23 protein-coding genes, 1 tRNA gene and 1 rRNA gene are annotated in these 22593 nt (G+C 70.1%); all 25 read left to right on the top strand.

What is annotated here, in order from left to right; all coding sequences use genetic code 11:
* Window positions 1–187: 187 nt before the first annotated feature.
* The 25 genes from rrf to FCG67_RS11350 all read left to right on the top strand — a co-directional run bounded on the left by rrf (window position 188) and on the right by FCG67_RS11350 (window position 22587).
* Window positions 188–304: ribosomal RNA gene (gene rrf / locus FCG67_RS11470) — 5S ribosomal RNA — on the top strand.
* Window positions 305–388: 84 nt separating this feature from the next.
* The gene (locus FCG67_RS11465; protein WP_097213396.1) at window positions 389–1333 is read left to right on the top strand and encodes a tetratricopeptide repeat protein; all 945 of its coding nucleotides are present in this window, start codon (window positions 389–391) and stop codon (window positions 1331–1333) included.
* Window positions 1330–2334, top strand: coding sequence for an HAD-IIA family hydrolase (locus FCG67_RS11460; protein WP_136909849.1), 1005 nt, complete (start codon window positions 1330–1332; stop codon window positions 2332–2334). Before FCG67_RS11465 ends, FCG67_RS11460 begins: the two co-directional genes overlap by 4 nt.
* 82 nt (window positions 2335–2416) lie before the next feature.
* Window positions 2417–2644, top strand: coding sequence for a hypothetical protein (locus tag FCG67_RS11455; protein ID WP_136909847.1), 228 nt, complete (start codon window positions 2417–2419; stop codon window positions 2642–2644).
* A gap of 1 nt (window position 2645) precedes the next feature.
* Window positions 2646–3461, top strand: coding sequence for a TlyA family RNA methyltransferase (locus FCG67_RS11450; protein WP_136909845.1), 816 nt, complete (start codon window positions 2646–2648; stop codon window positions 3459–3461).
* Window positions 3458–4441, top strand: a complete 984-nt coding sequence (locus FCG67_RS11445; protein WP_136909842.1) for an NAD kinase — start codon at window positions 3458–3460, stop codon at window positions 4439–4441. Before FCG67_RS11450 ends, FCG67_RS11445 begins: the two co-directional genes overlap by 4 nt.
* Window positions 4431–6221 (top strand): DNA repair protein RecN, encoded by a 1791-nt coding sequence (gene recN / locus FCG67_RS11440; RefSeq protein ID WP_136909840.1) that lies wholly within the window; start codon window positions 4431–4433, stop codon window positions 6219–6221. Before FCG67_RS11445 ends, recN begins: the two co-directional genes overlap by 11 nt.
* A 112-nt stretch (window positions 6222–6333) precedes the next feature.
* Window positions 6334–7518: a putative cytokinetic ring protein SteA gene (gene steA, locus FCG67_RS11435; RefSeq protein WP_136909838.1), complete on the top strand. Its 1185-nt coding sequence runs from the start codon at window positions 6334–6336 to the stop codon at window positions 7516–7518.
* Complete coding sequence (locus FCG67_RS11430) at window positions 7515–8468, top strand: copper transporter (protein WP_136909836.1); 954 nt, start codon at window positions 7515–7517, stop codon at window positions 8466–8468. The genes steA and FCG67_RS11430 overlap by 4 nt, the downstream gene beginning before the upstream one ends.
* Before the next feature lie 157 nt (window positions 8469–8625).
* On the top strand, window positions 8626–10377 hold the full coding sequence (locus tag FCG67_RS11425) for a CTP synthase (RefSeq protein ID WP_136909834.1): 1752 nt from the start codon (window positions 8626–8628) through the stop codon (window positions 10375–10377).
* A 14-nt stretch (window positions 10378–10391) separates the two neighbouring features.
* Window positions 10392–11072 carry an NUDIX domain-containing protein gene (locus FCG67_RS11420; RefSeq protein WP_136909832.1) on the top strand — a complete coding sequence of 227 codons (681 nt, stop codon included), beginning with the start codon at window positions 10392–10394 and terminating at the stop codon, window positions 11070–11072.
* Window positions 11073–11074: 2 nt separating this feature from the next.
* A complete protein-coding gene (locus FCG67_RS11415; protein WP_136909830.1) occupies window positions 11075–11998 on the top strand; it encodes a site-specific tyrosine recombinase XerD in 924 nt (307 codons plus the stop codon).
* A gap of 11 nt (window positions 11999–12009) precedes the next feature.
* Window positions 12010–12438 (top strand): DUF1622 domain-containing protein, encoded by a 429-nt coding sequence (locus tag FCG67_RS11410; RefSeq protein WP_136909829.1) that lies wholly within the window; start codon window positions 12010–12012, stop codon window positions 12436–12438.
* Between the two features lie 152 nt (window positions 12439–12590).
* On the top strand, window positions 12591–13559 hold the full coding sequence (locus FCG67_RS11405; protein ID WP_136909827.1) for a ParA family protein: 969 nt from the start codon (window positions 12591–12593) through the stop codon (window positions 13557–13559).
* Window positions 13560–14468 carry a segregation and condensation protein A gene (locus FCG67_RS11400; RefSeq protein ID WP_136909825.1) on the top strand — a complete coding sequence of 303 codons (909 nt, stop codon included), beginning with the start codon at window positions 13560–13562 and terminating at the stop codon, window positions 14466–14468.
* Complete coding sequence (gene scpB, locus FCG67_RS11395; protein WP_136909823.1) at window positions 14465–15163, top strand: SMC-Scp complex subunit ScpB; 699 nt, start codon at window positions 14465–14467, stop codon at window positions 15161–15163. The genes FCG67_RS11400 and scpB overlap by 4 nt, the downstream gene beginning before the upstream one ends.
* A gap of 12 nt (window positions 15164–15175) precedes the next feature.
* Window positions 15176–16507 carry a pseudouridine synthase gene (locus FCG67_RS11390; protein ID WP_136909821.1) on the top strand — a complete coding sequence of 444 codons (1332 nt, stop codon included), beginning with the start codon at window positions 15176–15178 and terminating at the stop codon, window positions 16505–16507.
* A 47-nt stretch (window positions 16508–16554) separates the two neighbouring features.
* Window positions 16555–17217 carry a (d)CMP kinase gene (gene cmk / locus FCG67_RS11385; protein WP_136909953.1) on the top strand — a complete coding sequence of 221 codons (663 nt, stop codon included), beginning with the start codon at window positions 16555–16557 and terminating at the stop codon, window positions 17215–17217.
* Window positions 17214–18647: a ribosome biogenesis GTPase Der gene (der, locus tag FCG67_RS11380; protein ID WP_077041775.1), complete on the top strand. Its 1434-nt coding sequence runs from the start codon at window positions 17214–17216 to the stop codon at window positions 18645–18647. Before cmk ends, der begins: the two co-directional genes overlap by 4 nt.
* A gap of 163 nt (window positions 18648–18810) precedes the next feature.
* A tRNA-Pro gene (locus FCG67_RS11375) sits at window positions 18811–18884 on the top strand.
* A gap of 69 nt (window positions 18885–18953) precedes the next feature.
* Window positions 18954–19574, top strand: a complete 621-nt coding sequence (locus tag FCG67_RS11370; RefSeq protein ID WP_136909819.1) for an NUDIX hydrolase — start codon at window positions 18954–18956, stop codon at window positions 19572–19574.
* A 70-nt stretch (window positions 19575–19644) separates the two neighbouring features.
* Entirely contained in the window at window positions 19645–20688 is a 1044-nt protein-coding gene (locus FCG67_RS11365) for an SMP-30/gluconolactonase/LRE family protein (protein ID WP_136909817.1), read from the top strand.
* Between the two features lie 44 nt (window positions 20689–20732).
* Window positions 20733–21365, top strand: coding sequence for a cardiolipin synthase ClsA (clsA, locus tag FCG67_RS11360; protein WP_136909815.1), 633 nt, complete (start codon window positions 20733–20735; stop codon window positions 21363–21365).
* 50 nt (window positions 21366–21415) lie between these two features.
* Window positions 21416–22222, top strand: coding sequence for a DUF881 domain-containing protein (locus FCG67_RS11355; RefSeq protein WP_136909952.1), 807 nt, complete (start codon window positions 21416–21418; stop codon window positions 22220–22222).
* Window positions 22219–22587, top strand: a complete 369-nt coding sequence (locus FCG67_RS11350; protein ID WP_072749712.1) for a small basic family protein — start codon at window positions 22219–22221, stop codon at window positions 22585–22587. Before FCG67_RS11355 ends, FCG67_RS11350 begins: the two co-directional genes overlap by 4 nt.
* Window positions 22588–22593 lie beyond the last annotated feature (6 nt).

Raw genomic sequence — 22593 nt, 5'->3', positions numbered from 1 at the left:
GCCAGAACTGGAAGCACGGTAACGTGTGCAGGTGACTGGTACTAATAGGCCGAGGACTTACCACAAAGAAGCTACGCGTCCACTGTGCGGTATCTGAAACAACACACAGATACCATTCACCCCCAACATCACCCTTCGGGTTGATGATTCGGGCGGGGGAATTGAATGTGTGACAGTTTCATAGAGTTACGGCGGCCATAGCGGAGGGGAAACGCCCGGACCCATTCCGAACCCGGAAGCTAAGCCCTCCAGCGCCGATGGTACTGCACTCGACAGGGTGTGGGAGAGTAGGACACCGCCGAACATCCGTTACCGAAAGGGGACCCAATATACTGGGTCCCCTTTCGTGTTTTTTCTGCATAGCGTGTGTTGTCTGAAAGGAGATGCTGTGTCGGACAACAACGAAGGCCGTCGTTCGTATGGGAGCGGCGGTTCTGACCGCAGTCGGTCGGGGGACAACCGTGGCGCAGGCGCAGGCGGCCCCCGCGGCGGGAGAGGCGATGGCCCCCGCGGCAACACCGGCGGCGGAGCCCGTGGCGGCAGCGGCGGAGGCCGGCCGGAACGGCGCGGCGACGGTCCGCCGAGGCGTCGTGGCGGAGAGGGCAGCTTCGGGCCGCCCCCGCGCGACGGTGGAGCGCACGCCGAGCGACGTGCCCCGCGACCTGAAGAACCGGATCTGCCCGAAGACGTTCAGGCGGGCGAGCTCGACCCGGCCGTTCGTCGGGACCTGCTGAGCCTCGACAAGTCGAACGCCAATGCGGTGGCCCGTCACTTGGTGATGGCAGGCAAGTTGATCGACGACGACCCGCGCCTCGCATTGGCGCACGCGCGTGCGGCCCGTCAGCGGGCCGGCCGTGTCGCGGTGGTCAGGGAGACCGCGGGCATCACCGCGTATCACGCGGGTGAGTGGGCCGAGGCCCTCTCCGAGCTGCGTGCCGCACGGCGGATGGCAGGCGGACCCGGTCTGCTCGCCGTCATGGCCGACTGTGAACGCGGCCTCGGCCGGCCCGAGCGGGCGATCGAGCTCGGACGGAGCGACGAGGCCAGGACCCTGTCCGGCGACGAGGCGACGGAGCTCCGCATCGTGGTCGCGGGCGCCCGGATGGATCTCGGCCAGTTCGATCAGGCCGTGGTGACCCTGCAGACGCCGGAACTCGATGCCGCCAAGGATGGCCCGACCGCGGCCCGCCTGTTCTACGCGTACGCCGACGCCCTGGTGGCGGCCGGCCGCGTCGAGGACGGCCTCAAGTGGTTCCTCAACTCCGCGGCCGCCGATCACGAGGGCGACACGGACGCAGAGGATCGGGTGGCCGAACTCTCCGGCGACCAGTGACGGTGGGGACCCCGCCGTCACTGCGTGACCTGCACGATGTGCTGCTGCTGGACCTCGACGGAACCGTGTACCAGGGCGCACACGCGATTCCCGGGGCCAGGGAGGCGCTCGTCGGCGGGTCTGCACGGCTGTTCTACGTCACGAACAACGCGAGCCGCAGCCCGCTCGCGGTCGCGCAGCACCTGCGTGAACTCGGGTTTCCCACCGCCGAATCGGAGGTGGTGACGAGTTCGCAATCCGCCGCGAGGTTGCTCGCGGAGGGCCTCGAGCCGGGGTCGTCCGTCCTGGTCGTCGGCACCGAGGCGCTCGCCGAGGAGGTTCGTCTGGTCGGGCTGAGGCCCGTCCGGCGGTTCGACGAGAACCCGGTGGCCGTCGTTCAGGGGCACTCCACGGAGACCGGCTGGGCGATCCTCGCGGAGGCCACACTGGCGATTCGCGCGGGCGCGCTCTGGGTGGCCTCGAATGTCGACACCACGCTGCCAACCGAACGTGGGTTGTGCCCGGGCAACGGCGCGATGGTGGCGGCGGTGCGCGCCGCGACCGGCCGCGAACCACTGGTGGCGGGCAAGCCTGCCCGTCCGTTGATGGACGATGCCCTCCGGCGCAGCGGTTCCGAGCGACCGTTGGTGGTGGGCGACCGGATCGACACTGACATCGCGGGCGCGAACGCGGTCGGGGTGGACTCGCTGCTGGTGCTCAGCGGCGTCAGCTCCGTCGCGGACCTGCTGCGCGCGCCCGAGTCGTACCGGCCCACCTATCTGGCGTCCCGGCTGGCCGAGCTCGACCTGCCCGCCGAGCGGTTGAGCATCGGCTCCCACCCGGGGGTGAGCGTGCGCCGCGAGGACTCCGACCTGGTCGTGTCCTGCGATGCCGGCTCCAGCGCTGACCGGCTCGACGTCGTTCGATCGGTCCTGGACGCGGCCTGGACCGGACCCGAGTTCGACGGCCTCCGGGCCGAGGACCCGGTCGCCGCGGCGGCTGTGGCGGACCTCGTCGGTTGATCCGGGGAGCGACGCCGCGGGCGGGTTTTCGCCGTGTCGCGGTGTGGGCGTGCGGGCCTCGAATCGGCTAGCGTTGGCCCCGATGAGTACGCCAATGCCACGCCCCGGGCAGCACCTTCCCGGACCGCCGACCACCGTCGACCCCGACCGCATCCACGCCGAGGTGGACGGGCTCCTGGCGCGCCTGGACTCGGTGGGGCCTGCGGACGACGATGCGAACGGTCACGGCCGGATCCCGGGACAGGCCCAGCTCCTCGAGCAGGCGCACGAGGTCCTGGTGCATGCGCTCGCCACAGTGGACAAGATCTGAGGTGGCTCGGCGCGCACGGGTCGACGCCGAGCTGGTTCGGCGGGGATTGGCCCGATCAAGAGAACACGCGGCCCAGCTGATCGGGGCCGGCCGGGTCCTCATCGCGGGGACCGTGGCGGTCAAGGCCGCGACCGCGGTCGAGGCGGGAACCCCGCTGCTGGTGACCGAGGAGATCGACGAGGTCTCGTGGGCCTCGCGCGGCGCACACAAGATCCTCGGCGCGCTCGAGGCGTTCGAACCCTCCGGACTCTCCGTCGACGGCAAGCGGTGCCTCGACGCCGGTGCGTCCACCGGCGGATTCACCGATGTCCTGCTCAGTCGCGGCGCCCGCGAGGTGGTCGCCGTCGACGTCGGGTACGGGCAGTTGGTGTGGCGGCTGCAGTCCGACGACCGCGTCACCGTCGTGGACCGGACCAACGTGCGTTCGCTGGAGCCCGAGCAGACCGGGGGACCGGTCGAGGTGGTGGTCGCGGACCTGTCGTTCATCTCGCTCAAGCTCGTCCTGCCCGCGTTCGTCCGCTGCGCCGCCGACGGCGCCGACCTGGTGCCGATGGTGAAACCGCAGTTCGAGGTCGGTAAGGACCGGGTCGGTTCCGGCGGCGTCGTGCGTGATCCCGCCCTCCGGATCGAGGCCGTCGTCGAGGTCGCCGAGGCCGCGGACGCGCTCGGACTCCGGACCCTGGGGGCGGTGGCCAGCCCCCTGCCCGGTCCGTCGGGCAACGTCGAATACTTCTTGTGGCTGAGGAAGCAGGCCGAACCAGGGGTGGATTCGGTGCGTGAGGTCATCGAGCGAGCGGTGCAGGAGGGGCCCCAGTGAACCCGGAACCGGCGACGCCGTCGCCGAGCCGCGAGATCCTGGTCGTCGCCCACACCGGCAGGGCCGAGATCACCGCCACCGCGATGCGGGTGGCCAAGATCTTCGAGAAGGCCGGCATCGGATTGCGGGTGCTGGCGACGGAGGCCGACCGGACAGATCCCACCGCGGCGCACGACCACGATTCCTTCCGCCTGCCCGACCTCGCGTTGCGCGTCGTCGAGCCCGGTCCGTCTGCCGCGGTCGGTTGCGAGTTGGTGCTGGTCCTCGGTGGCGACGGCACGTTCCTGCGGGGAGCCGAACTGGCAAGGGCCGCATCGATTCCGGTGCTCGGCATCAATCTCGGCCGGATCGGGTTCCTCGCCGAGACCGAGGCGGAGCATCTCGAGGAGGCGCTCGCGATGGTGGTCCGGCGCGAGTATCGCGTCGAGCACCGGATGACGCTCGACGTGATCGTCCGGGTGGACGACGAGATCATCGACCGCGGGTGGGCGCTGAACGAGGCCAGCATCGAGAACGTGTCCCGGCTCGGCGTGCTCGAGGTTGTCCTCGAGGTGGACGGCCGCCCCGTCTCGTCGTTCGGCTGCGACGGTGTGCTCGTCGCGACGCCGACCGGTTCGACCGCCTACGCGTTCTCCGCGGGCGGTCCCGTGGTGTGGCCGGAACTCGAGGCGCTGCTGGTGATCCCGAGCAATGCGCACGCGTTGTTCGCGCGGCCGCTGGTGACCAGCCCCGAATCGCTGATCGCGGTCGAGACCTTCGCCGGCGGCCACAACGGACTCGTCTTCTGCGACGGCAGCCGCACCATGAACCTCCCGGCAGGCGGCCGGGTGGAGGTGGTCCGGGGCCGGGAGCCGGTGAAGTGGATCCGGCTCGACTCCGCACCGTTCGCGGACCGGATGGTGCGCAAGTTCGAGCTCCCGGTCAAGGGTTGGCGGGGACGAAGGGCCGACGGCGAAGGGGGCAACACCAGTGCTCGCTGAAATCCGGATCGACGGTCTCGGTGTCATCTCGAAGGCGGCGGCGCAGTTCCACGAGGGGCTGACGGTCCTCACCGGTGAGACCGGTGCGGGCAAGACGATGGTGGTCACCAGCCTGCACCTGCTCAGCGGTGCCCGCGCCGACGCGGGCCGGGTTCGGCTCGGCGCCGACCGCGCCGTGGTGGAGGGCAGGTTCTCCACCGCAAACGCGTCGGCCCGGGTGGTCGCCGAGGTGGACCGGTTGCTCGAGTCGACCGGCGCCGAGCGGGACGAGGACGGCACGATCATCGCGCTGCGCACCGTCGGCAGCGACGGCCGCTCCCGTGCACACCTGGGTGGACGGAGCGTGCCCGCAGGGGCACTGTCCGAGCTGACCGGCCCGCTCCTTACGGTGCACGGCCAGAACGACCAGCTCCGGCTGCAGCGCCCCGATCAGCAGCGTCAGGCCCTCGACGAGTTCGGCGGCGCGCCGATCGGGTCCCTACTCGACAAGTACCGGTCCCTGCGCGCGGAGTGGATCGAGGCCCGCGACGAGCTCGCCGAGCGCACTCGCAGCAGTAGGGAGCTGGCGCAGGAGGTCGACCGGCTCGAGTTCGGGCTCAACGAGATCGCCGCGGTGGCCCCCCAGCCGGGCGAGGACCTCGCGATCGTCGCCGACGTTCGGCGCCTGAGCGACCTCGATTCGCTGCGGTCTGCGGCGGCCGATGCGCAGGTCGCCATGCTCGGCGGGTCGGCCGAGGGCGATGGCATCGACGGCGGCGACGGCGGCGCCGACGGCGTCGGCGCGCTTGACCTGCTGGGGGAGGCGCGTGCCCGGATCGAGTCCTCCGACGACCCGGCGCTGACCGCGCTCGGCCCGCGACTGGCCGAGGCCATCGCGGTCGTGTCGGACGTCACGTCCGACCTCACCGGCTATCTGGCGGACCTGCCGTCGGATCCGGATGCGCTCGACACCCTGCTGAACCGTCAGGCCGAGCTCAAGACGCTGACCAGGAAGTACGCGGCCGACGTCGACGGGGTGCTGGAGTGGGCCGACCAGGCCCGCGAGCGGTTGTCCAAGATCGACGTCTCCGCCGAGGCGCTGGCGTCGCTGGCGGCCCGGGTGGACGACTGTGCGGCCGCGGTGGCCGGCGCGGCCACCGCGCTGAGTCAGGCCAGGACGAAGTACGCGGTCAAGCTCGGCAAGGCGGTGACCACCGAACTCGGTGGTCTCGCGATGGGCAAGGCCCGGCTGGAGGTCACCGTGCAACCGCTCGTGGCGGGCGCGCAGGACGCCGCTCCGCTGACGGTGGACGGTCGCGAGCTGCACGCCGGGTCCGCGGGGGTCGACGAGGTGGAGTTCCGGCTCGCCGCGCACAGCGGGGCACATGCCCTCCCGATCAGCAAGAGCGCCTCGGGCGGCGAACTGTCGCGCGTGATGCTCGCCCTCGAGGTGGTGCTCGCCGGGGCCGAGGGCAGCGCGACCATGGTCTTCGACGAGGTCGACGCCGGTGTCGGCGGCCGCGCCGCGGTGGAGATCGGCAGGCGCCTGGCGCGCCTCGCGCGTACCCACCAGGTGATCGTGGTGACGCACCTGCCGCAGGTGGCCGCGTTCGCCGACACCCACCTGGTCGTGGACAAGGTCGACGGCCGCAAGGGCGCCGACAGCGGGGTACGGACCCTGACGGAGGAGGAGCGCGTGGTGGAGCTGGCCCGGATGCTGGCGGGTCTCGACAACACCCAGACCGGTCGCGCGCACGCCGAGGAGCTGTTGGCGACGGCGAAGGCCGCGCGCACCGAATAGGCGCGGGGTCGACCCCTGTCAGCTCCGTCGGACGCCGCTCCGTTTGCCTCCTGACAGCTCGGGTCGGCGCGCCTCCGCTGGTCCGGGCCTCGTCGGGGTCATCATCGAGGGCATGAAAATGCCGTCCCTGTTGTCACGAAACACCGAATCGTTGCCGGGGATCAGCGGCATCGCCCGGGTCGACCGAGACACGACGAAGCTGTTGCGTCGCGTCGGCCCAGGCGACATCGTGGTCCTCGACGAACTGGATCTGGACCGGATCACCGCCGACGCGTTGGTGGAGGCCGGGGTGCTCGCGGTCGTCAACGTGTCACCGTCCATATCCGGTCGCTACCCCAACCTCGGACCCGAAGTCATCGTCGCGAACGGGATCACGCTGATCGACTCCGTCGGCGACGAGGTCTTCAAGAAGGTCAAGGACGGGGCCAAGGTCCGCCTCAACGAGGGCGGCGTCTACGCCGGTGAGCGCAGGCTCGCCAAGGGCGTCGAGCAGAGCGAGGCCGAGATCTCCGACCTCATGATCGAGGCGAAGACCGGACTGGTCGATCACCTGGAGGCCTTCTCCGGCAACACCATCGAGTTCATCAGAACCGAGAGTCCACTGCTCATCGACGGGGTCGGGGTGCCCGACATCGACGTCGACCTGCAGGACCGGCACGTGGTGGTGGTCGCCGACGGAACCGACCACGTCGCCGATCTGAAGAACCTCAAGCCGTTCATCAAGGAATACTCGCCGATCCTCATCGGCGTCGGCGCGGGCGCGGACGCGTTGGCCGATGCCGGCTACCGCCCGGATCTGATCGTCGGCGACCCGGAGGACATCAGCAGCGCCACCCTCAAGTCCGGTGCCGAGGTCGTCCTGCCCGCGGACCCGGACGGCCACGCGAAGGGCCTCGAACGGATCCAGGACCTCGGGATCGGTGCGATGACCTTCCCGGCCTCCGGGGCGCCGGCGGATCTGGCCCTGCTGCTCGCGGACCATCACGGCGCCTCGCTGATCGTCACCGTCGGCAGCACCGTCTCGTTGGACGAGTTCTTCGATCGGGGCCGGCGGGAGAGCAACCCCGCGGCCTTCATGACCAGGCTCAAGGTCGGACCCAAGCTGGTCGACGCGAAGGCGGTCGCGACGCTGTACCGCAGCCGCGTCTCGGGCGGCGCCATCGCGCTGCTCGTGCTGGCCGCACTGACGGCGGTGATCGTCGCGTTGGTCGTCTCGAACATCGGCGGTGAGGCCCTCGACTGGGCCATCGCGACCTGGAACAGCTTCGCGACGTGGGTGCAGGGACTGTTCACGTGATCTCTATGCGTCAACACGCTATCTCGATAGCGGCGATCTTCCTGGCGTTGGCCGTCGGGGTGGTGCTCGGTTCGGGCACCCTCTCCGGTGGTCTGTTGTCCGGGCTCCGCGACGACAAGTCGGAGCTGCAGGGCCAGGTCAACGCCTTGCAGGAAACGAACAACCAGCTCGAACAGCAGCTCAACTCCGCGGACGGGTTCGACGCCGCCGTGTCCGGCCGGGTGGTGCACGATGCCCTCGCCCAGCGCACGGTGATCCTGGTGACCTCGCCGGACGCCGACCCGGGCGATCTCGAGGGCGTCTCCAGGATGATCGGCGCTGCGGGTGGGACCGTCACCGGCCGGGTCTCGCTGACCGATTCGTTCGTCGACGCCGCCAACGGCGATCAGCTGCGGACCACCATCACCAACGTGATCCCGGCCGGGGTCCAGCTCAGGACCGGTGCGGTCGACCAGGGCAGCCTGGCGGGCGATCTGCTCGGCTCGGTGCTGCTGCTGAACGCCCAGAGCGCGCAGCCGCAGAGCACCCCCGAGGAGCTGGCGCTCGCGCTCGAGACGCTCCGGTCCGGCGGCTTCATCGCCTACGACAACGGCACGGTCAAGCCGGCCCAGCTCGCGCTCGTGCTCACCGGTTCCGGTAAGGCCCCGGACGGGTCCGAGGGTGGCAACCGGGGCGCGATCATCGCGCGGTTCGCCGGTGCGATGGACTCCCGCGGCGCGGGCACCGTGCTGGCGGGCAGGCCGGGCGCGGCGGCGGGCAACGGCCCGATCGCCGTGGTCCGGTCCGACACGGCGCTGTCGTCGGGTGTGACCACCGTCGACAACGTGGACAGGGAAGCGGGCCGCATCACCACCGCCCTCGGTCTCCAGGAACAGCTCGCGGGGCAGGCCGGCCGGTACGGCACCGGGCCGAACGCGACGGCGATCACAGTCGGCGCTCCGGTCGGCTGAGGTCACAGCAAATGTCCGGCCCACGGGGCGATGACCAGCGGTTCGCGGCGTGCCATGCGGATAAACCGGCGCGTTGGTGTTACCGTGAAGTCCCGTGGGTCGGCAGGCCCCAGCTCTACCATTAGCCAAGCCCTGCAAGGTCGTCACGGGAGCTCTTTTGCCACTTTCACGCAGTCAATCGCGTACCGCCACCAAGCACATCTTCGTCAGCGGGGGCGTTGCCTCGTCGCTCGGCAAGGGTCTGACGGCGTCGAGCCTCGGGCAGCTGCTCACCGCCCGCGGATTGCGGGTGACCATGCAGAAACTGGACCCGTATCTCAACGTCGATCCGGGCACCATGAACCCGTTCCAGCACGGTGAGGTGTTCGTCACCGAGGACGGCGCGGAAACCGATCTGGACGTCGGGCACTACGAGCGCTTCCTGGACCGGGATCTGTCCGGGATCGCCAATGTCACCACCGGCCAGGTCTATTCGTCGGTCATCGCCAAGGAGCGGCGCGGTGAATACCTGGGCGACACGGTCCAGGTGATCCCGCACATCACCGACGAGATCAAGAGCCGGATCCTCGCCATGAGCGGTCCGGACGCCGAGGGTCAGAGCCCGGACGTGGTGATCACCGAGATCGGTGGCACCGTCGGCGACATCGAGTCGCAGCCCTTCCTGGAGGCCGCGCGACAGGTCCGGCACGACATCGGCCGGGACAACGTCTTCTTCCTGCACGTCTCGCTGGTGCCGTACCTCGGCCCCTCCGGTGAGCTCAAGACCAAGCCGACCCAGCACTCGGTGGCGGCGCTGCGGAACATCGGTATCCAGCCGGACGCGCTGATCCTGCGCTGCGACCGCGACGTGCCGCAGCCGCTGAAGTCGAAGATCGCGCTGATGTGCGACGTCGACGTCGACGCCTGCATCTCGACGCCCGACGCGCCGTCCATCTACGACATCCCGAAGGTGCTGCACCGCGAGGGCCTCGACGCCTACGTCGTGCGCAAGCTGGGTCTGCCCTTCCGGGACGTCGACTGGACCGTGTGGGGCGCACTGCTCAAGCGCGTGCACGAGCCGCGCGAGTCGGTCCGGATCGCGCTGGTCGGCAAGTACGTCGACCTGCCGGACGCGTACCTCTCGGTGACCGAGGCGCTGCGGGCCGGCGGGTTCGCGCACCGCGCCAAGGTCGAGATCGACTGGGTGCCCTCCGATGCCTGCGAGACCGAGGCGGGCGCACAGGAGAAGCTCGGCGAGGTCGACGCGGTGCTGATCCCCGGTGGATTCGGTATCCGCGGCATCGAGGGCAAGCTCGGAGCCATCCGGTTCGCCCGCACCCGCGGGATCCCGCTGCTGGGCCTGTGCCTCGGGCTGCAGGCCGTGGTCATCGAGGCCGCCCGGTCGGTTGGCCTCGACGACGCGAACTCCGCGGAGTTCGAGCCGGAAACCAAGCATCCCGTGATCTCCACGATGGCCGATCAGGAGGAGATCGTCGCGGGTGAGGCCGATCTCGGCGGGACCATGCGCCTGGGTGCCTACCCGGCGGTCCTGGAGAAGGGTTCGGTCGTCGCGCGGGCGTACGGCTCCGAGAACGTCTCCGAGCGCCACCGGCACCGCTACGAGGTCAACAACGCGTACCGGGACCGGATCGCGAAGAGCGGCTTGAAGTTCAGCGGCACCTCGCCGGACGGACACCTCGTCGAGTTCGTCGAGCTGCCCGCCGACAAGCACCCGTTCTTCGTTGCGACGCAGGCACACCCGGAGCTCAAGAGCCGTCCGACCCGGCCGCACCCGCTGTTCGCGGCGTTCATCGGCGCGGCGCTCAAGTACAAGGCCGCGGAGCGGCTCGAGGTGGACGTGCACCCCGAGGACGCTCTCGGGTCCGCGGAGGACGACGTCGAGTCGGTCGACTCGCCGATCGTGCGCTGACCCACCGGTCCACGATGAGCAGGCCGGGAGAGCACGAGTTCGACACCCTCGACACGCGAACCGTGTACGAGGGCGGCATCATCACGTTGCGGGTCGACCGGGTGGCCATGCCCGGCGGCCGCGCGGCGGACCGCGAGGTGGTGGAGCACTACGGTGCTGTCGCCGTCGTGGCCGTCGACGAGCGGGACCGGCTGATCCTCATCAACCAGTACCGGCACCCGCTGGGCAGGCGAGTCTGGGAACTCCCCGCCGGGCTGCTCGACGAGGCGGACGAGGACCCCGTCGACGCGGCGCGGCGCGAGCTGGCCGAGGAGACGGGCCTCGCCGCCGAGCGGTGGTCGGTGCTGGTGGACGTCGCGGTCTCGCCGGGGTTCACCGACGAGGTGGTGCGGGTGTTCCTCGCGACCGGGCTCACCGACGTGCACCAGCCGACCCCGACCGACGAGGAGGCCGACCTCGAGGTCGATCGCGTCCCGGTCGACGAGGCGGTCGGCCGGGCGCTGTCGGGGGAGATCGTGAACGCGACGGCGCTGTCCGGGATCCTCGCGCTCGCCGCCGCAAGGGCCCGCGACGGCGGCCCGGATGTGACGGGGCGGCCGGCGGATTCGGACTGGCTCGATCGTCCGGTGGCGATGTCGCGGCGCAGGCACGGCGGCCCGAGCGAAGCCCGCGAAGCGAACATCGATGGGGTTTAGGCGTGCTCGCCGACCAGGTGGAGACGTACCTCGACCATCTCGCGGTCGAACGCGGGGTGGCGGCGAACACCCTCAGTTCCTATCGGCGTGACCTGATCCGCTACCAGCGGTACCTTGCCGAGCGGGGGATCGATGACCTGGCCACGGTGCGGGAACGGGAGATCAGCGGGTTCGTCGTCGCATTGCGCAAGGGCGATCCGGCGGCGGAGCTCCCGCCGCTGGCCCCGAGCTCGACGGCGCGGGCGCTGATCGCGGTCCGCGGGCTGCACAAGTTCGCCACCGCGGAGGGCATCACGGCGGTGGACGTCGCGCGCGACGTCAAGCCGCACGCGCCCGGCCAGCAGCTGCCGAAGTCGCTGCCCGTGGATCAGGTGCTGGCGTTGCTCGAGGCCACCGGCGGCCCCGACGCGGCCGATCAGCCGCGGGCCCTGCGCGATCGGGCACTGCTCGAGCTCCTCTACTCCACGGGCGCCCGCATCTCGGAGGCGGTCGGACTGGACATCGACGACATCGACGCGGTCGACCGCGCGGTGTTGCTGCGCGGTAAGGGCGGCAAGGAACGGGTGGTGCCGATCGGCAGGCCCGCGATCGCCGCCCTCGAGGCATACCTGGTGCGTGGGCGCGCTGTGCATGCGATACGCGGTGGACCCGCGGTGTTCCTGAACATCCGGGGCGGGCGCCTGTCCCGGCAGAGCGCGTGGCAGGTGCTGCGCAGCGCGGCCGATCGGATCGGGATCGCCGAAGGGGTGTCCCCGCACACGCTGCGGCACTCGTTCGCGACCCACCTGCTCGACGGCGGCGCCGACATCCGGGTGGTGCAGGAGCTGCTCGGCCACGCATCGGTGACGACGACGCAGATCTACACCCTCGTGACCGTCGGGGCGCTTCGCGAGGTCTGGGCGGGCGCACATCCACGGGCGTTGTGAAGGGGGCGGGAATGGATACGGTCCGATTCTTCGAACTGGTGACGGAATGGTTCGAGGTGCTCGGCGTCCTGTCGATGGTGGTGGGCTTCGCCTTCGCGTTCTTTCTCGCGGCGCGAACCTGGAAGCGGACAGGCGACGGCGCTCGCGCGTTCAAGAGCCTGCGGGAGTCGCTGGGCGGAGCGATCCTGCTCGGTCTGGAGTTGCTCGTCGCGGCGGACATCGTCAAGACCGTCACCTCCGTACCCTCGCTGACGGATGTCGCCGTGCTCGGGATGATCGTGCTGATCCGGACCGTCCTGAGCCTGTCGATCGAGATCGAGATCGACGGTGTCGCGCCGTGGCGGCGGGCGCTCGTCACCGGCCCGCAGGTGCTGGCCGACGCGACGCGTCGATCCGCGCAGGGGGAGCCCGGCGCGCCCGATGAGGCCGCGGGTGGATGAGCCGGGGCCGCGGTCGCGATCGCTCATCGTGCCTGTTCAGGGCCGTGCACGATCGAGCCCATCGTCGTGCCCCGCGTGTCCGTTGACCGAACGCCACCCGCCAGGCGGTAGCGTTTGTCCATCAGGGACGACAGACAGGGGAGCAGCAGACCGTGGTGACACCGCAGCCGCCAGCGGCGGAGTCTGAGCGTCAGGGTGCCTACTTCTACACCCGGAAGCCGGAACCGCCTACCCGTCCACAAACCGATCGCACCGAGGGAAACGGTGCAGCACCCGCCGAGCAGGCCCTCGGTCCAACCGGCCGACCTCTTCGCGAGGTACCCGATCCCACGCCGGTGACCGATCACGGTCCCGCCCAGATCATCGCGATGTGCAACCAGAAGGGTGGCGTCGGCAAGACGACGTCCACGATCAACCTGGGCGCAGCCCTGGCCGAGTACGGCCGACGGGTACTGCTCGTCGATCTCGACCCGCAGGGAGCGCTGTCCGCCGGCCTCGGCGTCGCGCACCACGACCTCGAACTGACGGTGCACAACCTGCTGGTCGAGCCGCGGGTCTCGATCGACGAGGTGCTGATGCGCACGCGGGTGGAGAACCTGGACCTGCTGCCCAGCAACATCGACCTGTCCGCCGCCGAGATCCAGCTGGTCACCGAGGTGGGCCGCGAGCAGACGCTCGGACGTGTGCTGTACCCGGTGCTCGACCGCTACGACTACATCCTCATCGACTGCCAGCCCTCGCTCGGGCTGCTCACCGTCAACGCGCTGGCCTGCGCCGAGGGCGTGATCATCCCGATGGAGTGCGAGTACTTCAGCCTCCGCGGGCTGGCGCTGCTCAACGACACGGTGGAGAAGGTGCACGAGCGCCTGAACCCCAAGCTGTCGCTGTCGGGGATCGTGGTGACGATGTTCGACGCCAGGACCCTGCACTCTCGCGAGGTCATGGCCAGGCTCGTCGAGGTGTTCGGCGATATTGTCTACGACACGGTGGTGAACCGGACGGTGCGGTTCCCCGAGACCAGTGTCGCGGGCGAGCCCATCACCACCTGGGCACCGAAGTCGGGCGGCGCGGAGGCCTATCGGGCGCTTGCCCGTGAGGTGATCCACCGGTCCGGACGGTAGATGGACACCGACGAGGCCGAGCGAGTGGCCGAGGTTCCGCAAGCGGAACCAGTCGCCGAGGGGACGGCGGACGACACACCCATCGAGGAACCGCAGGCGATCGCACCGGAGACCGCGGTCGAACCGGGTTTCCGGCTGAAGCTGCGCAATTTCGAGGGGCCGTTCGACCTGCTGTTGACGCTGATCAGCCAGCGCAAGCTCGACGTCACCGAGGTGGCGCTGCACCAGGTCACCGACGAGTTCATCGCGTACACCAGGTCGCTGGGCAGCGAGATGAGCCTCGACCAGACGACCGAGTTCCTCGTGGTCGCGGCCACCCTGCTCGACCTCAAGGCCGCCCGGCTGTTGCCCTCCGGCGACGTCGAGGACGCCGAGGACCTGGCGTTGCTGGAGGCCAGGGACCTGCTGTTCGCGCGGCTCCTGCAGTACAAGGCGTACAAGCAGGTCGCGATGCTGTTCGCCGAACTGGAGGCGGCGGCGCTGCGGCGCTATCCGCGTTCGGTGTCCCTGGAGGACCAGTTCGCCGGGCTGCTGCCCGAGGTCCTGCTCGGAGTCGACCCCCGCCGGTTCGCGGAGATCGCGGCCACCGCCTTCGCGCCGCGGCCGGTGCCGACCGTGGGTCTCGATCACCTGCACGCCCCGACGGTCTCGGTGCCGGAGCAGGCGTCGATGGTGCTCGACCTGCTCAAGCAGCGCGGCCAGGGGAATTGGGCGACGTTCGGCGACCTGATCGCCGGGTGCGACCTGACGGTGCAGATCGTGGCAAGATTTCTGGCGTTGCTCGAGCTCTACCGCGAGCGGGCGGTCGCGTTCGAGCAGCCGGAGCCACTCGGCGAACTGATGGTCAGCTGGACCGGCGACGTCGACGCGGACGGGCAGACGCTGGTGAGTGCGGAGGATTACGGATGAGCGAGCTCGATCAGGCGCCGAGGCTCGACGACGAGGGCGCCCTCGACCAGGACGACCGGCTCGAGGACGACGAGCTGGAGTCGGCGCTGGAGTCGTTGCTGCTGGTCGTGGACTCGCCCGCGAGCAACGAGGCGCTCGCGTCCGCGGTCGACGACTCCGCCGACCGGGTAGATGCGACGCTGCGCCGGATGTCCGCAGCACTGACCGAACGGCGCAGCGGGATCGATCTCAGGTACGCCGGTGACGGCTGGCGTTTCTACACCAGAAACCAGTACGCGCCGTACGTCGAGCGGCTGCTTCTCGACGGCGCTAGGTCGAAGCTCACACGCGCGGCTTTGGAAACCTTGGCAGTTGTTGCGTACCGTCAACCTTTGACCCGTGCTCGGGTGAGTGCGGTTCGTGGCGTCAATGTGGACGGCGTCATGCGAACCCTGCTCGCCCGCGGACTGATCTCGGAGGCCGGTGTGGACTCCGAGACCAACGCGACGACGTACTCGACGACGGAGCTTTTCCTCGAGCGGCTCGGTCTCGCCTCGCTGGCGGACCTGCCCGCGTTGGCGCCGCTGCTGCCCGACGTCGACGTCATCGACGACATCAGTGACGACATGGAGTCAGACCCCCGGTTCACCAAATTGGGAGCCGGCAGGGCGGGATCCGAACCCGATTTGGTTCCCGGCTTAGATAGTGAAGAGTGACAGGACACCCAAGTGAACAATTCCGCTCGCCGTGATGGCACACCGGACCGGGGCAGGAGCAATCCCGCCCACAAGAGCTCGAGCCGCAAGGACTCGCCCCAGAAGGGGTCGGGGTCGAGAGGCTCGGCACCCCGCGATTCCGCCCGTGGTGGCGAATCCCGCGGCTCCTACGATCGCCCCGAGCGCGGCGCCGCCCCTCGCGCCTCCTACGGCCGCCCCGAGCGTGGCGCGGCCCCAAGGAGCGGCGAATCCCGCGGCTCGCAGGATCGCTCCCAGCGTGGCGGCGCACCGCGTGGCGGCCAGGATCGCACCGAGCGCGGCGCGGCACCTCGCAGCGGCGCACCGCGTGGCGGCCAGGATCGCACCGAGCGCGGCGCGGCACCTCGCAGCGGCGCACCGCGTGGCGGCCAGGATCGCACCGAGCGCGGCGCGGCACCTCGCAGCGGCGGCTACCCCCGCGGCGGCGTGCAGCGGCCGGACCTGTCCAAGCGTGGCAAGCCCAAGGCGGCCAAGCCGCAGCGCGTGCAGTCCGTCGCGCCGACCATCAGCAACGCCAAGCCGGCCCGCCACCAGTACACGGAGGGCTCGGGTCCCGCGAAGCTGCCCGCAGGCGAGGGCATGCGGCTGCAGAAGGTGCTCGCCCAGGCGGGCGTCGCCTCGCGCCGCGCCGCAGAGGAGCTGATCGAGCAGGGACGCGTCGAGGTCGACGGCCGCATCGTCGTCGAGCAGGGCCTGCGGGTGGACCCCGAGAACGCCGTGGTCCGGGTCGACGGCATTCGCGTCGTCGTGAAGAAGGACCTGGTCCACATCGCGCTGAACAAGCCGCGCGGCTGGCAGTCGACGATGTCCGATGACCTGGGCAGGCCCTGCGTCGGCGACATCGTCTCCGAGCGGGTCTCCGCAGGGCAGCGACTGTTCCACGTCGGCAGGCTCGACGCGGACACCGAGGGCCTGTTGCTGCTGACCAACGACGGAGACCTCGCGCACCGGCTGATGCACCCCTCGTTCGAGGTGTCCAAGACCTACCTCGCGACCGTGTCCGGTGTGGTCGATCGCAACCTCGGCAAGACGCTCAAGGCCGGAGTCGAGCTCGAGGACGGCCCGGCGAAGGTCGACTCGTTCGCCCTGCTCGACGTCAATCAGGGCAAGTCCCTGGTCAAGGTCGTGCTGCACGAGGGCCGCAAGCACATCGTGCGTCGGCTGCTCGAGGCTGTCGGCCATCCGGTGGTCCGGCTGGTGCGCACCGACATCGGTCCGGTCACGCTCGGCGAGCAGCGGCCCGGCACCCTTCGGGTCATCGGGCCCGGCGAGGTCGGCGCGCTGTACAAGGCGGTCGGACTGTGAGCGAAGCGACGGGGGACGTGAACGAGCCAGGGCGCCTCGTGGTGGCCATGGACGGGCCGTCGGGTACCGGGAAGTCGACTGTCGCCAGGCGGCTCGCGACCGGACTCGCCGCGCAGTACCTCGACACCGGTGCCATGTACCGGATCGCGACGCTGCACGTGCTTCGCTCCGGGGTCGACCCGAGCGACCCGGCTGCGGTGGCCGCGGCCACGAAGGCGCTCGAGCTGACCATCGGCACCGATCCGGCCTCGGACCGGGTGCTGCTCGCCGGTGAGGACGTCACCGACGAGATCCGCGGCGGCGCGGTCACCCAGGCCGTGTCCGCGGTCTCGGCGGTGCCCGAGGTGCGGACGATCCTGGTCGACAAGCAGCGTGAGTTCATCGCGCGCACGGAACGGATCGTGGTCGAGGGCCGCGACATCGGCACCGTCGTGATGCCCGATGCGGACGTGAAGGTGTACCTGACCGCCTCCGCCGCGGCACGGGCGCAGCGTCGGAACACGCAGAACATCGCCGAGGGTCGTGGCGATGACTACAGGGCGGTGCTCGCCGACGTCGAGCGCCGCGATCATCTGGACTCCACCCGAGCGGTGTCCCCGCTCCGGCCCGCCGATGACTCGGTGATCGTGGACACCAGCGAACTCGGAATCGATGACGTGATCGGCAGGTTGCTGCTGGTGGTACGTGACAGAACTGGAGCAGTGCAGTGACCGACAGCTTTGACATCGGCGGCCCGATCGCAGGCGACGGCACCTGGAGTGAGGAATCCGACTGGGAGCTAGTCGATTTCGAGGACGGCGAGGAGGGCGAGGGCCACGTCGCCGTCCCGACCCTTGCCATCGTGGGTCGTCCGAACGTCGGCAAGTCCACGCTCGTGAACCGCATCATCGGCCGCCGCGAGGCCGTCGTGCAGGACATTCCCGGGGTCACCCGGGACCGCGTCTCCTACGAGGCGAACTGGGCCGGACGCCGATTCATGGTGCAGGACACCGGCGGCTGGGAGCCCGACGCCAAGGGGCTGCAGCAGTCCGTGGCCCGGCAGGCGGAGCTCGCGATGCAGACCGCCGACGCGATCGTGCTCGTGGTGGACGCGGTCGTCGGCGCAACCACGACGGATGAGGCCGTGGCCAAGGTGCTGCGGCGCTCGAAGACGCCGGTCCTGTTGGTGGCCAACAAGGTCGACGACGAGCGGACCGAGTCCGAGGTCGCGGCGCTGTGGTCGCTCGGTCTCGGCCAGCCCTACTCGGTGAGCTCGATCCACGGCCGCGGCACGGGCGACCTGCTCGACGAGGTCCTCAAGGCACTGCCGGAGACGCCTCGGGAGGGCACCGGCGGCCAGGGACCGCGGCGCGTGTCGCTGGTCGGTAAGCCGAACGTCGGCAAGTCCAGCCTGATCAACAAGCTCTCCGGCTCCGAGCGGTCCGTCGTGCACGACGTCGCGGGCACCACCGTCGACCCGGTGGACTCGCTGGTCGAGCTCGGCGGCAAGGTGTGGCGCTTCGTGGACACCGCGGGCCTGCGCAAGAAGGTCAGCCACGCGAGCGGCCACGAGTTCTACGCGTCACTGCGCACCAAGGGTGCGATCGAGGCCTCGGAGGTGTCGATCCTGCTAATCGACGCGTCGCAGCCGATCACCGAGCAGGACCTGCGGGTGCTGAGCATGGTGGCCGACGCAGGCCGGGCGCTGGTGCTGGCGTTCAACAAGTGGGACCTCGTCGACGAGGACCGTCGGTACATGCTCGAGAAGGAGATCGACCGCGAGTTGGTCCGGGTGCCGTGGGCGCAGCGGGTGAACATCTCCGCGCACACCGGACGGGCCGTGCAGAAGCTCGTTCCCGCGCTGGAGACCGCGCTCGATTCCTGGGACAAGCGGATCCCGACGGGCCGGTTGAACACCTGGCTCAAGGAGATCGTGGCCGCGACGCCGCCGCCGATGCGCGGTGGTCGCCTGCCCAGGATCATGTTCGCCACCCAGGCAGGCACCCGTCCGCCGACGTTCGTGCTCTTCACCACCGGCTTCCTTGAGGCCGGCTACCGCCGGTTCCTCGAGCGCCGGCTGCGTGAGGAGTTCAACTTCGACGGCAGCCCGGTGCGCATCTCGGTGCGCGTGCGCGAAAAGCGCGATCGCGGCAAGCGCTGACGCCTGCCGAGACCGAACCGAACACTGGCAAGTCCCCGAAACCGGGGGCTTGCCAGTGTCGTTCGTGGGGTGCACTCCGAGGGAGGAAACCGGCCACGAGCAGCCGATTCGCTCAGTCGACTGTCACTGATGTAATCTCATCGAGCGCCCGCAAGGGAGTGGACGGGCTGTGGCGCAGCTTGGTAGCGCACTTGACTGGGGGTCAAGTGGTCGCAGGTTCAAATCCTGTCAGCCCGACAGAAGAAGGCGGCTCCGGAGTAATCCGGGGCCGCCTTTCTCGTTCTCGTGGCGGGCTAGGGTCGACGGATGGACGCAGACCGGGAGCCGATCCTCACTCGTGACACCTGCGCCGCAGCGCTCGCGTCGTTCGAGGCGCGCACCGCCGAACGCGCCGGGCATCGCTGCGCGGCGGTCGCGCTGGCTGTGGTGACCACCGATGGGGTGCCCTCGCTGCTGCTCACCGTTCGGCCCAGCACCATGCGAGCGCATCCCGGCCAGTTCGCGCTGCCCGGCGGTGGCATCGACCCGGGGGAGTCGCCGGGGGACGCGGCACTACGCGAGTTGGCGGAGGAACTCGGCGTGCAGGCACCGCCGACGGCCGTACTCGGCCATCTCGACGATCTCGTGACCAGGTCGGGATACGTCATCACCCCGGTGGTGATCTGGGTGGGCGAGCTCGACGAGCCGATTCGGCCGAACGCCGACGAGGTGGAGTACGTCTTCCAGGTCAGCCTGGCCGAGCTCGATCACGAACCGCAGTTCCTTTCTCTCGAGGGGGCCGCGGCGCCGCTGATCGAGTGGCCGTTCCGAGGCGCGCGGATCTTCGCGCCGACCGCGGCGATCATCTACCAGTTCCGTGAGGTGGTGCTGCACGGGCGGCCGACGCGGGTCGACGATCTCGGTCAGCCGGACTTCGCCTCCCGATAGGTCTTCCCGCGCCGGAGAAGCCGCCGGAAGCCACTGCGGGCGTACCGGGTGACCGTCTACCGTGGCCGCCATGGGAATCCTGCTCTCGGCCCTGCGCAGCTTCGACCGGACCGGAATCGATCCCGTGGCTTGGCACCCGCCGACCCCGCCTCCGCTCACGGGTCCGTTCGCCCCCAGCGTCGAGCTCGACGGTGCGGAGCGCTGGGCGATGCCGGGGAGCAAGGGACCCGAGGACGTCGCGGTCGATCACCAGGGGCGGCTGGTCACCGGCACCGATGACGGCAAGGTCTGGCGTTTCGACGCATCCGGCCGCGCTTCCCTGATCGCCGACACCGGCGGCCGACCCCTCGGTGTCGAGATCCTCGACGACGGCAGGTACCTGATCTGCGACTGCGAGCGCGGGGTGCTACGCGTCGACGAGGCCGGTCGGATCGAGACCCTCACCGACACCGCGCTCGGGCGACCGCTGGTGGCGTGCAACAACTCCGCCGTCGGGCGGGACGGCACCATCTACTTCACCGACTCCTCGGCGAAGTTCTCCGTGGCCGAGCATCGCACCGACGTGCTCGAGCACGGCGGCACCGGCAGGCTGATCCGGTTCGACCCGGCGACAGGGGAGACCGACCTGCTGGCGGACGGGCTGCAGTTCGCCAACGGGGTCGGACTGGCCGCGGACGAGTCCTTCGTGGTGGTCGCCGAGACCGGGGCCTATCAGATCCGCCGGGTCGAGCTCGCGGGCCCCGACACGGGACGGGTGTCGATCTGGGCCGAGAACCTGCCCGGCCTCCCCGACAACTTGACCTCACAGACGCCCGACGGGGTCTTCTGGGTGGCGCTGTACAGCCCCCGGATGCGCCTGCTGGACCTGTTGGCCCCGCACCCGGCACTCAGGGTGGTCGCCGCGAACCTGCCGCAGTGGGCGCAGCCCGAACCGGACCAGCGTGGCTGGGTGCTCGGGCTCGACGCCTCGGGTGCCGTCGTGCACAGCCTGCAGGGTGGCGCGGGCAGTTACGCGCCGATCACCGGTGTCCGCGAGGCCGATGGCTGGCTCTACCTGGGCAGCCTGACCGCCGATACGGTCGCCCGCGTCCCGGCACCCCCGTCCGCCATGTGAAAAGCTGTTCGAGGCAGTTGGCGGACGAGGGACACGGGGGACGAATGGGCAGCGGAGACCAGCCACGCGAGGTGGCGGACGTCGCGACCGCGCCGATCATGTCCGACCGGATCGTCACCGTGCCGAATCTTCTCAGCGTGGTCCGGCTCATCGGTGTCCCGCTGTTCGTCTATCTGCTGCTCGGCCCGCACGCCGACGGGTGGGCGCTCGCGATCCTGATGCTCAGCGGGTTCACCGACTGGGCCGACGGCAAGCTCGCGCGCCTGCTGAACCAGAGCTCGCGGCTGGGCGCGCTGCTGGACCCGCTGGTGGACCGGTTGTACGTGGTCTCCACCCTGGTCGCGTTCGCGATCCGCGGGATGATCCCGTGGTGGGTGGCCGCGGTGCTGATCGGTCGGGACGTGATCCTCGCGCTCACCCTGCCGATCTACCGCAGGCGTGGTCTGCCGCCGCCCGCGGTGCTCTACCTCGGCAAGGCCGCGACCTTCGCGCTGATGTTCGCGCTGCCGCTGGTACTCGCCGCGCAGGGCGACTGGGCGATTGCGCCGATCGCCCGGGCCTGGGGGTATGCACTCCTGGTGTGGGGGACCGGGCTCTATGTCTGGACCGCGATCCTGTACCTGCTCGCCGCGCGGAACATCGCGCGGGAAGTCCCGCGAACGGACCGGGCGCGGTGACCGACGGCGAGGTCCGCCGCAATCCGGTGCCCTCGCTGCTCCGGTCCCTGATGAACGACCATCTCGATCCCGGCTACGCCGCGGCGGCAGAAGACCGGGCGAGGGGGCATTCCCTGCACCGCCCGCTGCATTCGGGGAGCTGGCTCGTGGCCGGGGGCATCGTCCTCGGACTGGTCTTCGGGATCGCCTTCGCACAGGCGGACGACCGGGAGCCCGGCACCGACCAGGTACGCAGCGAGATCCTGGGCAAGGTCCACGCCGCGGAGGAACGCGGTGGCGGCCTCGCAGGCACCAGGGACGAGTTGGCGGCGCAGACCGAGGCGCTGCGCTCCAGGGTGCTGGCGGGCGACGCCGAGGGTTCCGACGTACTGGCCCGGCTGGCCACGATGGAGCAGGCCGCCGGGTTGGACGCGGTGCACGGCGCGGGGCTCACCGTCACGCTGACCGACCCGGCCGCCCGTCCGGACCTGTCCGACCGGGGCAGGCCCGGCGCAGGCCCCGCCAAAGCGGTGGTCCTCGACCGGGACATCCAGTCGGTGGTGAACGCGTTGTGGTCGAGCGGAGCCGAGGCGGTCGCGGTCGGAGGGGTCCGCATCGGCCCCTCGGCCACCATCCGCCAGGCGGGCGGGGCGATGCTCGTCGACAATCAGCCGGTGTTCTCGCCGTACGCGATCTCGGCGATCGGGCCCGCGGACAGGTTGCAGACCGGATTCGTGGTGAGCGACGCGTACCTGCGGATGTCGGGCGTCGCGCAGCTGTACGGGGTCGGCTTCACCGTCGCCGAAGAAGAAGATGTCAGCCTCCCGGCCGCGAATGCCAGGGAGATCAGAACCGCACACGAGGTGGGTGGCCAGTGAAGCCGGTCAAGGCAGTCAAGAACGGATACGCCGTCTACGGGGTGCTCGCGCTCATCGCGGGGATCGTCGCGGGCGTCGTGTTCCGTCCGCAGGTCCCGGATGCGATACAGCCGTATCTGCCGATCGCCGTTGTCGCGGCGCTGGACGCCGTGTTCGGAGGGCTGCGCGCCTACCTGGACGAGATCTTCGACGCCAAGGTCTTCGTCGTGTCCTTCGTGTTCAACGTGCTCGTCGCGGCGCTGATCGTGTGGCTCGGTGACCAGTTGGGGGTGGGCACGCAGCTCTCGACCGCGATCGTGGTGGTGCTGGGCATCCGGATCTTCGGCAACGCTGCCGCGCTGCGGCGCCGGCTGTTCGGGGCGTGATCACCC

Source organism: Rhodococcus oryzae, assembly GCF_005049235.1.
Taxonomy (GTDB): domain Bacteria; phylum Actinomycetota; class Actinomycetes; order Mycobacteriales; family Mycobacteriaceae; genus Rhodococcus_G; species Rhodococcus_G oryzae.
This window is presented reverse-complemented; position numbering and strand designations above follow the sequence as displayed.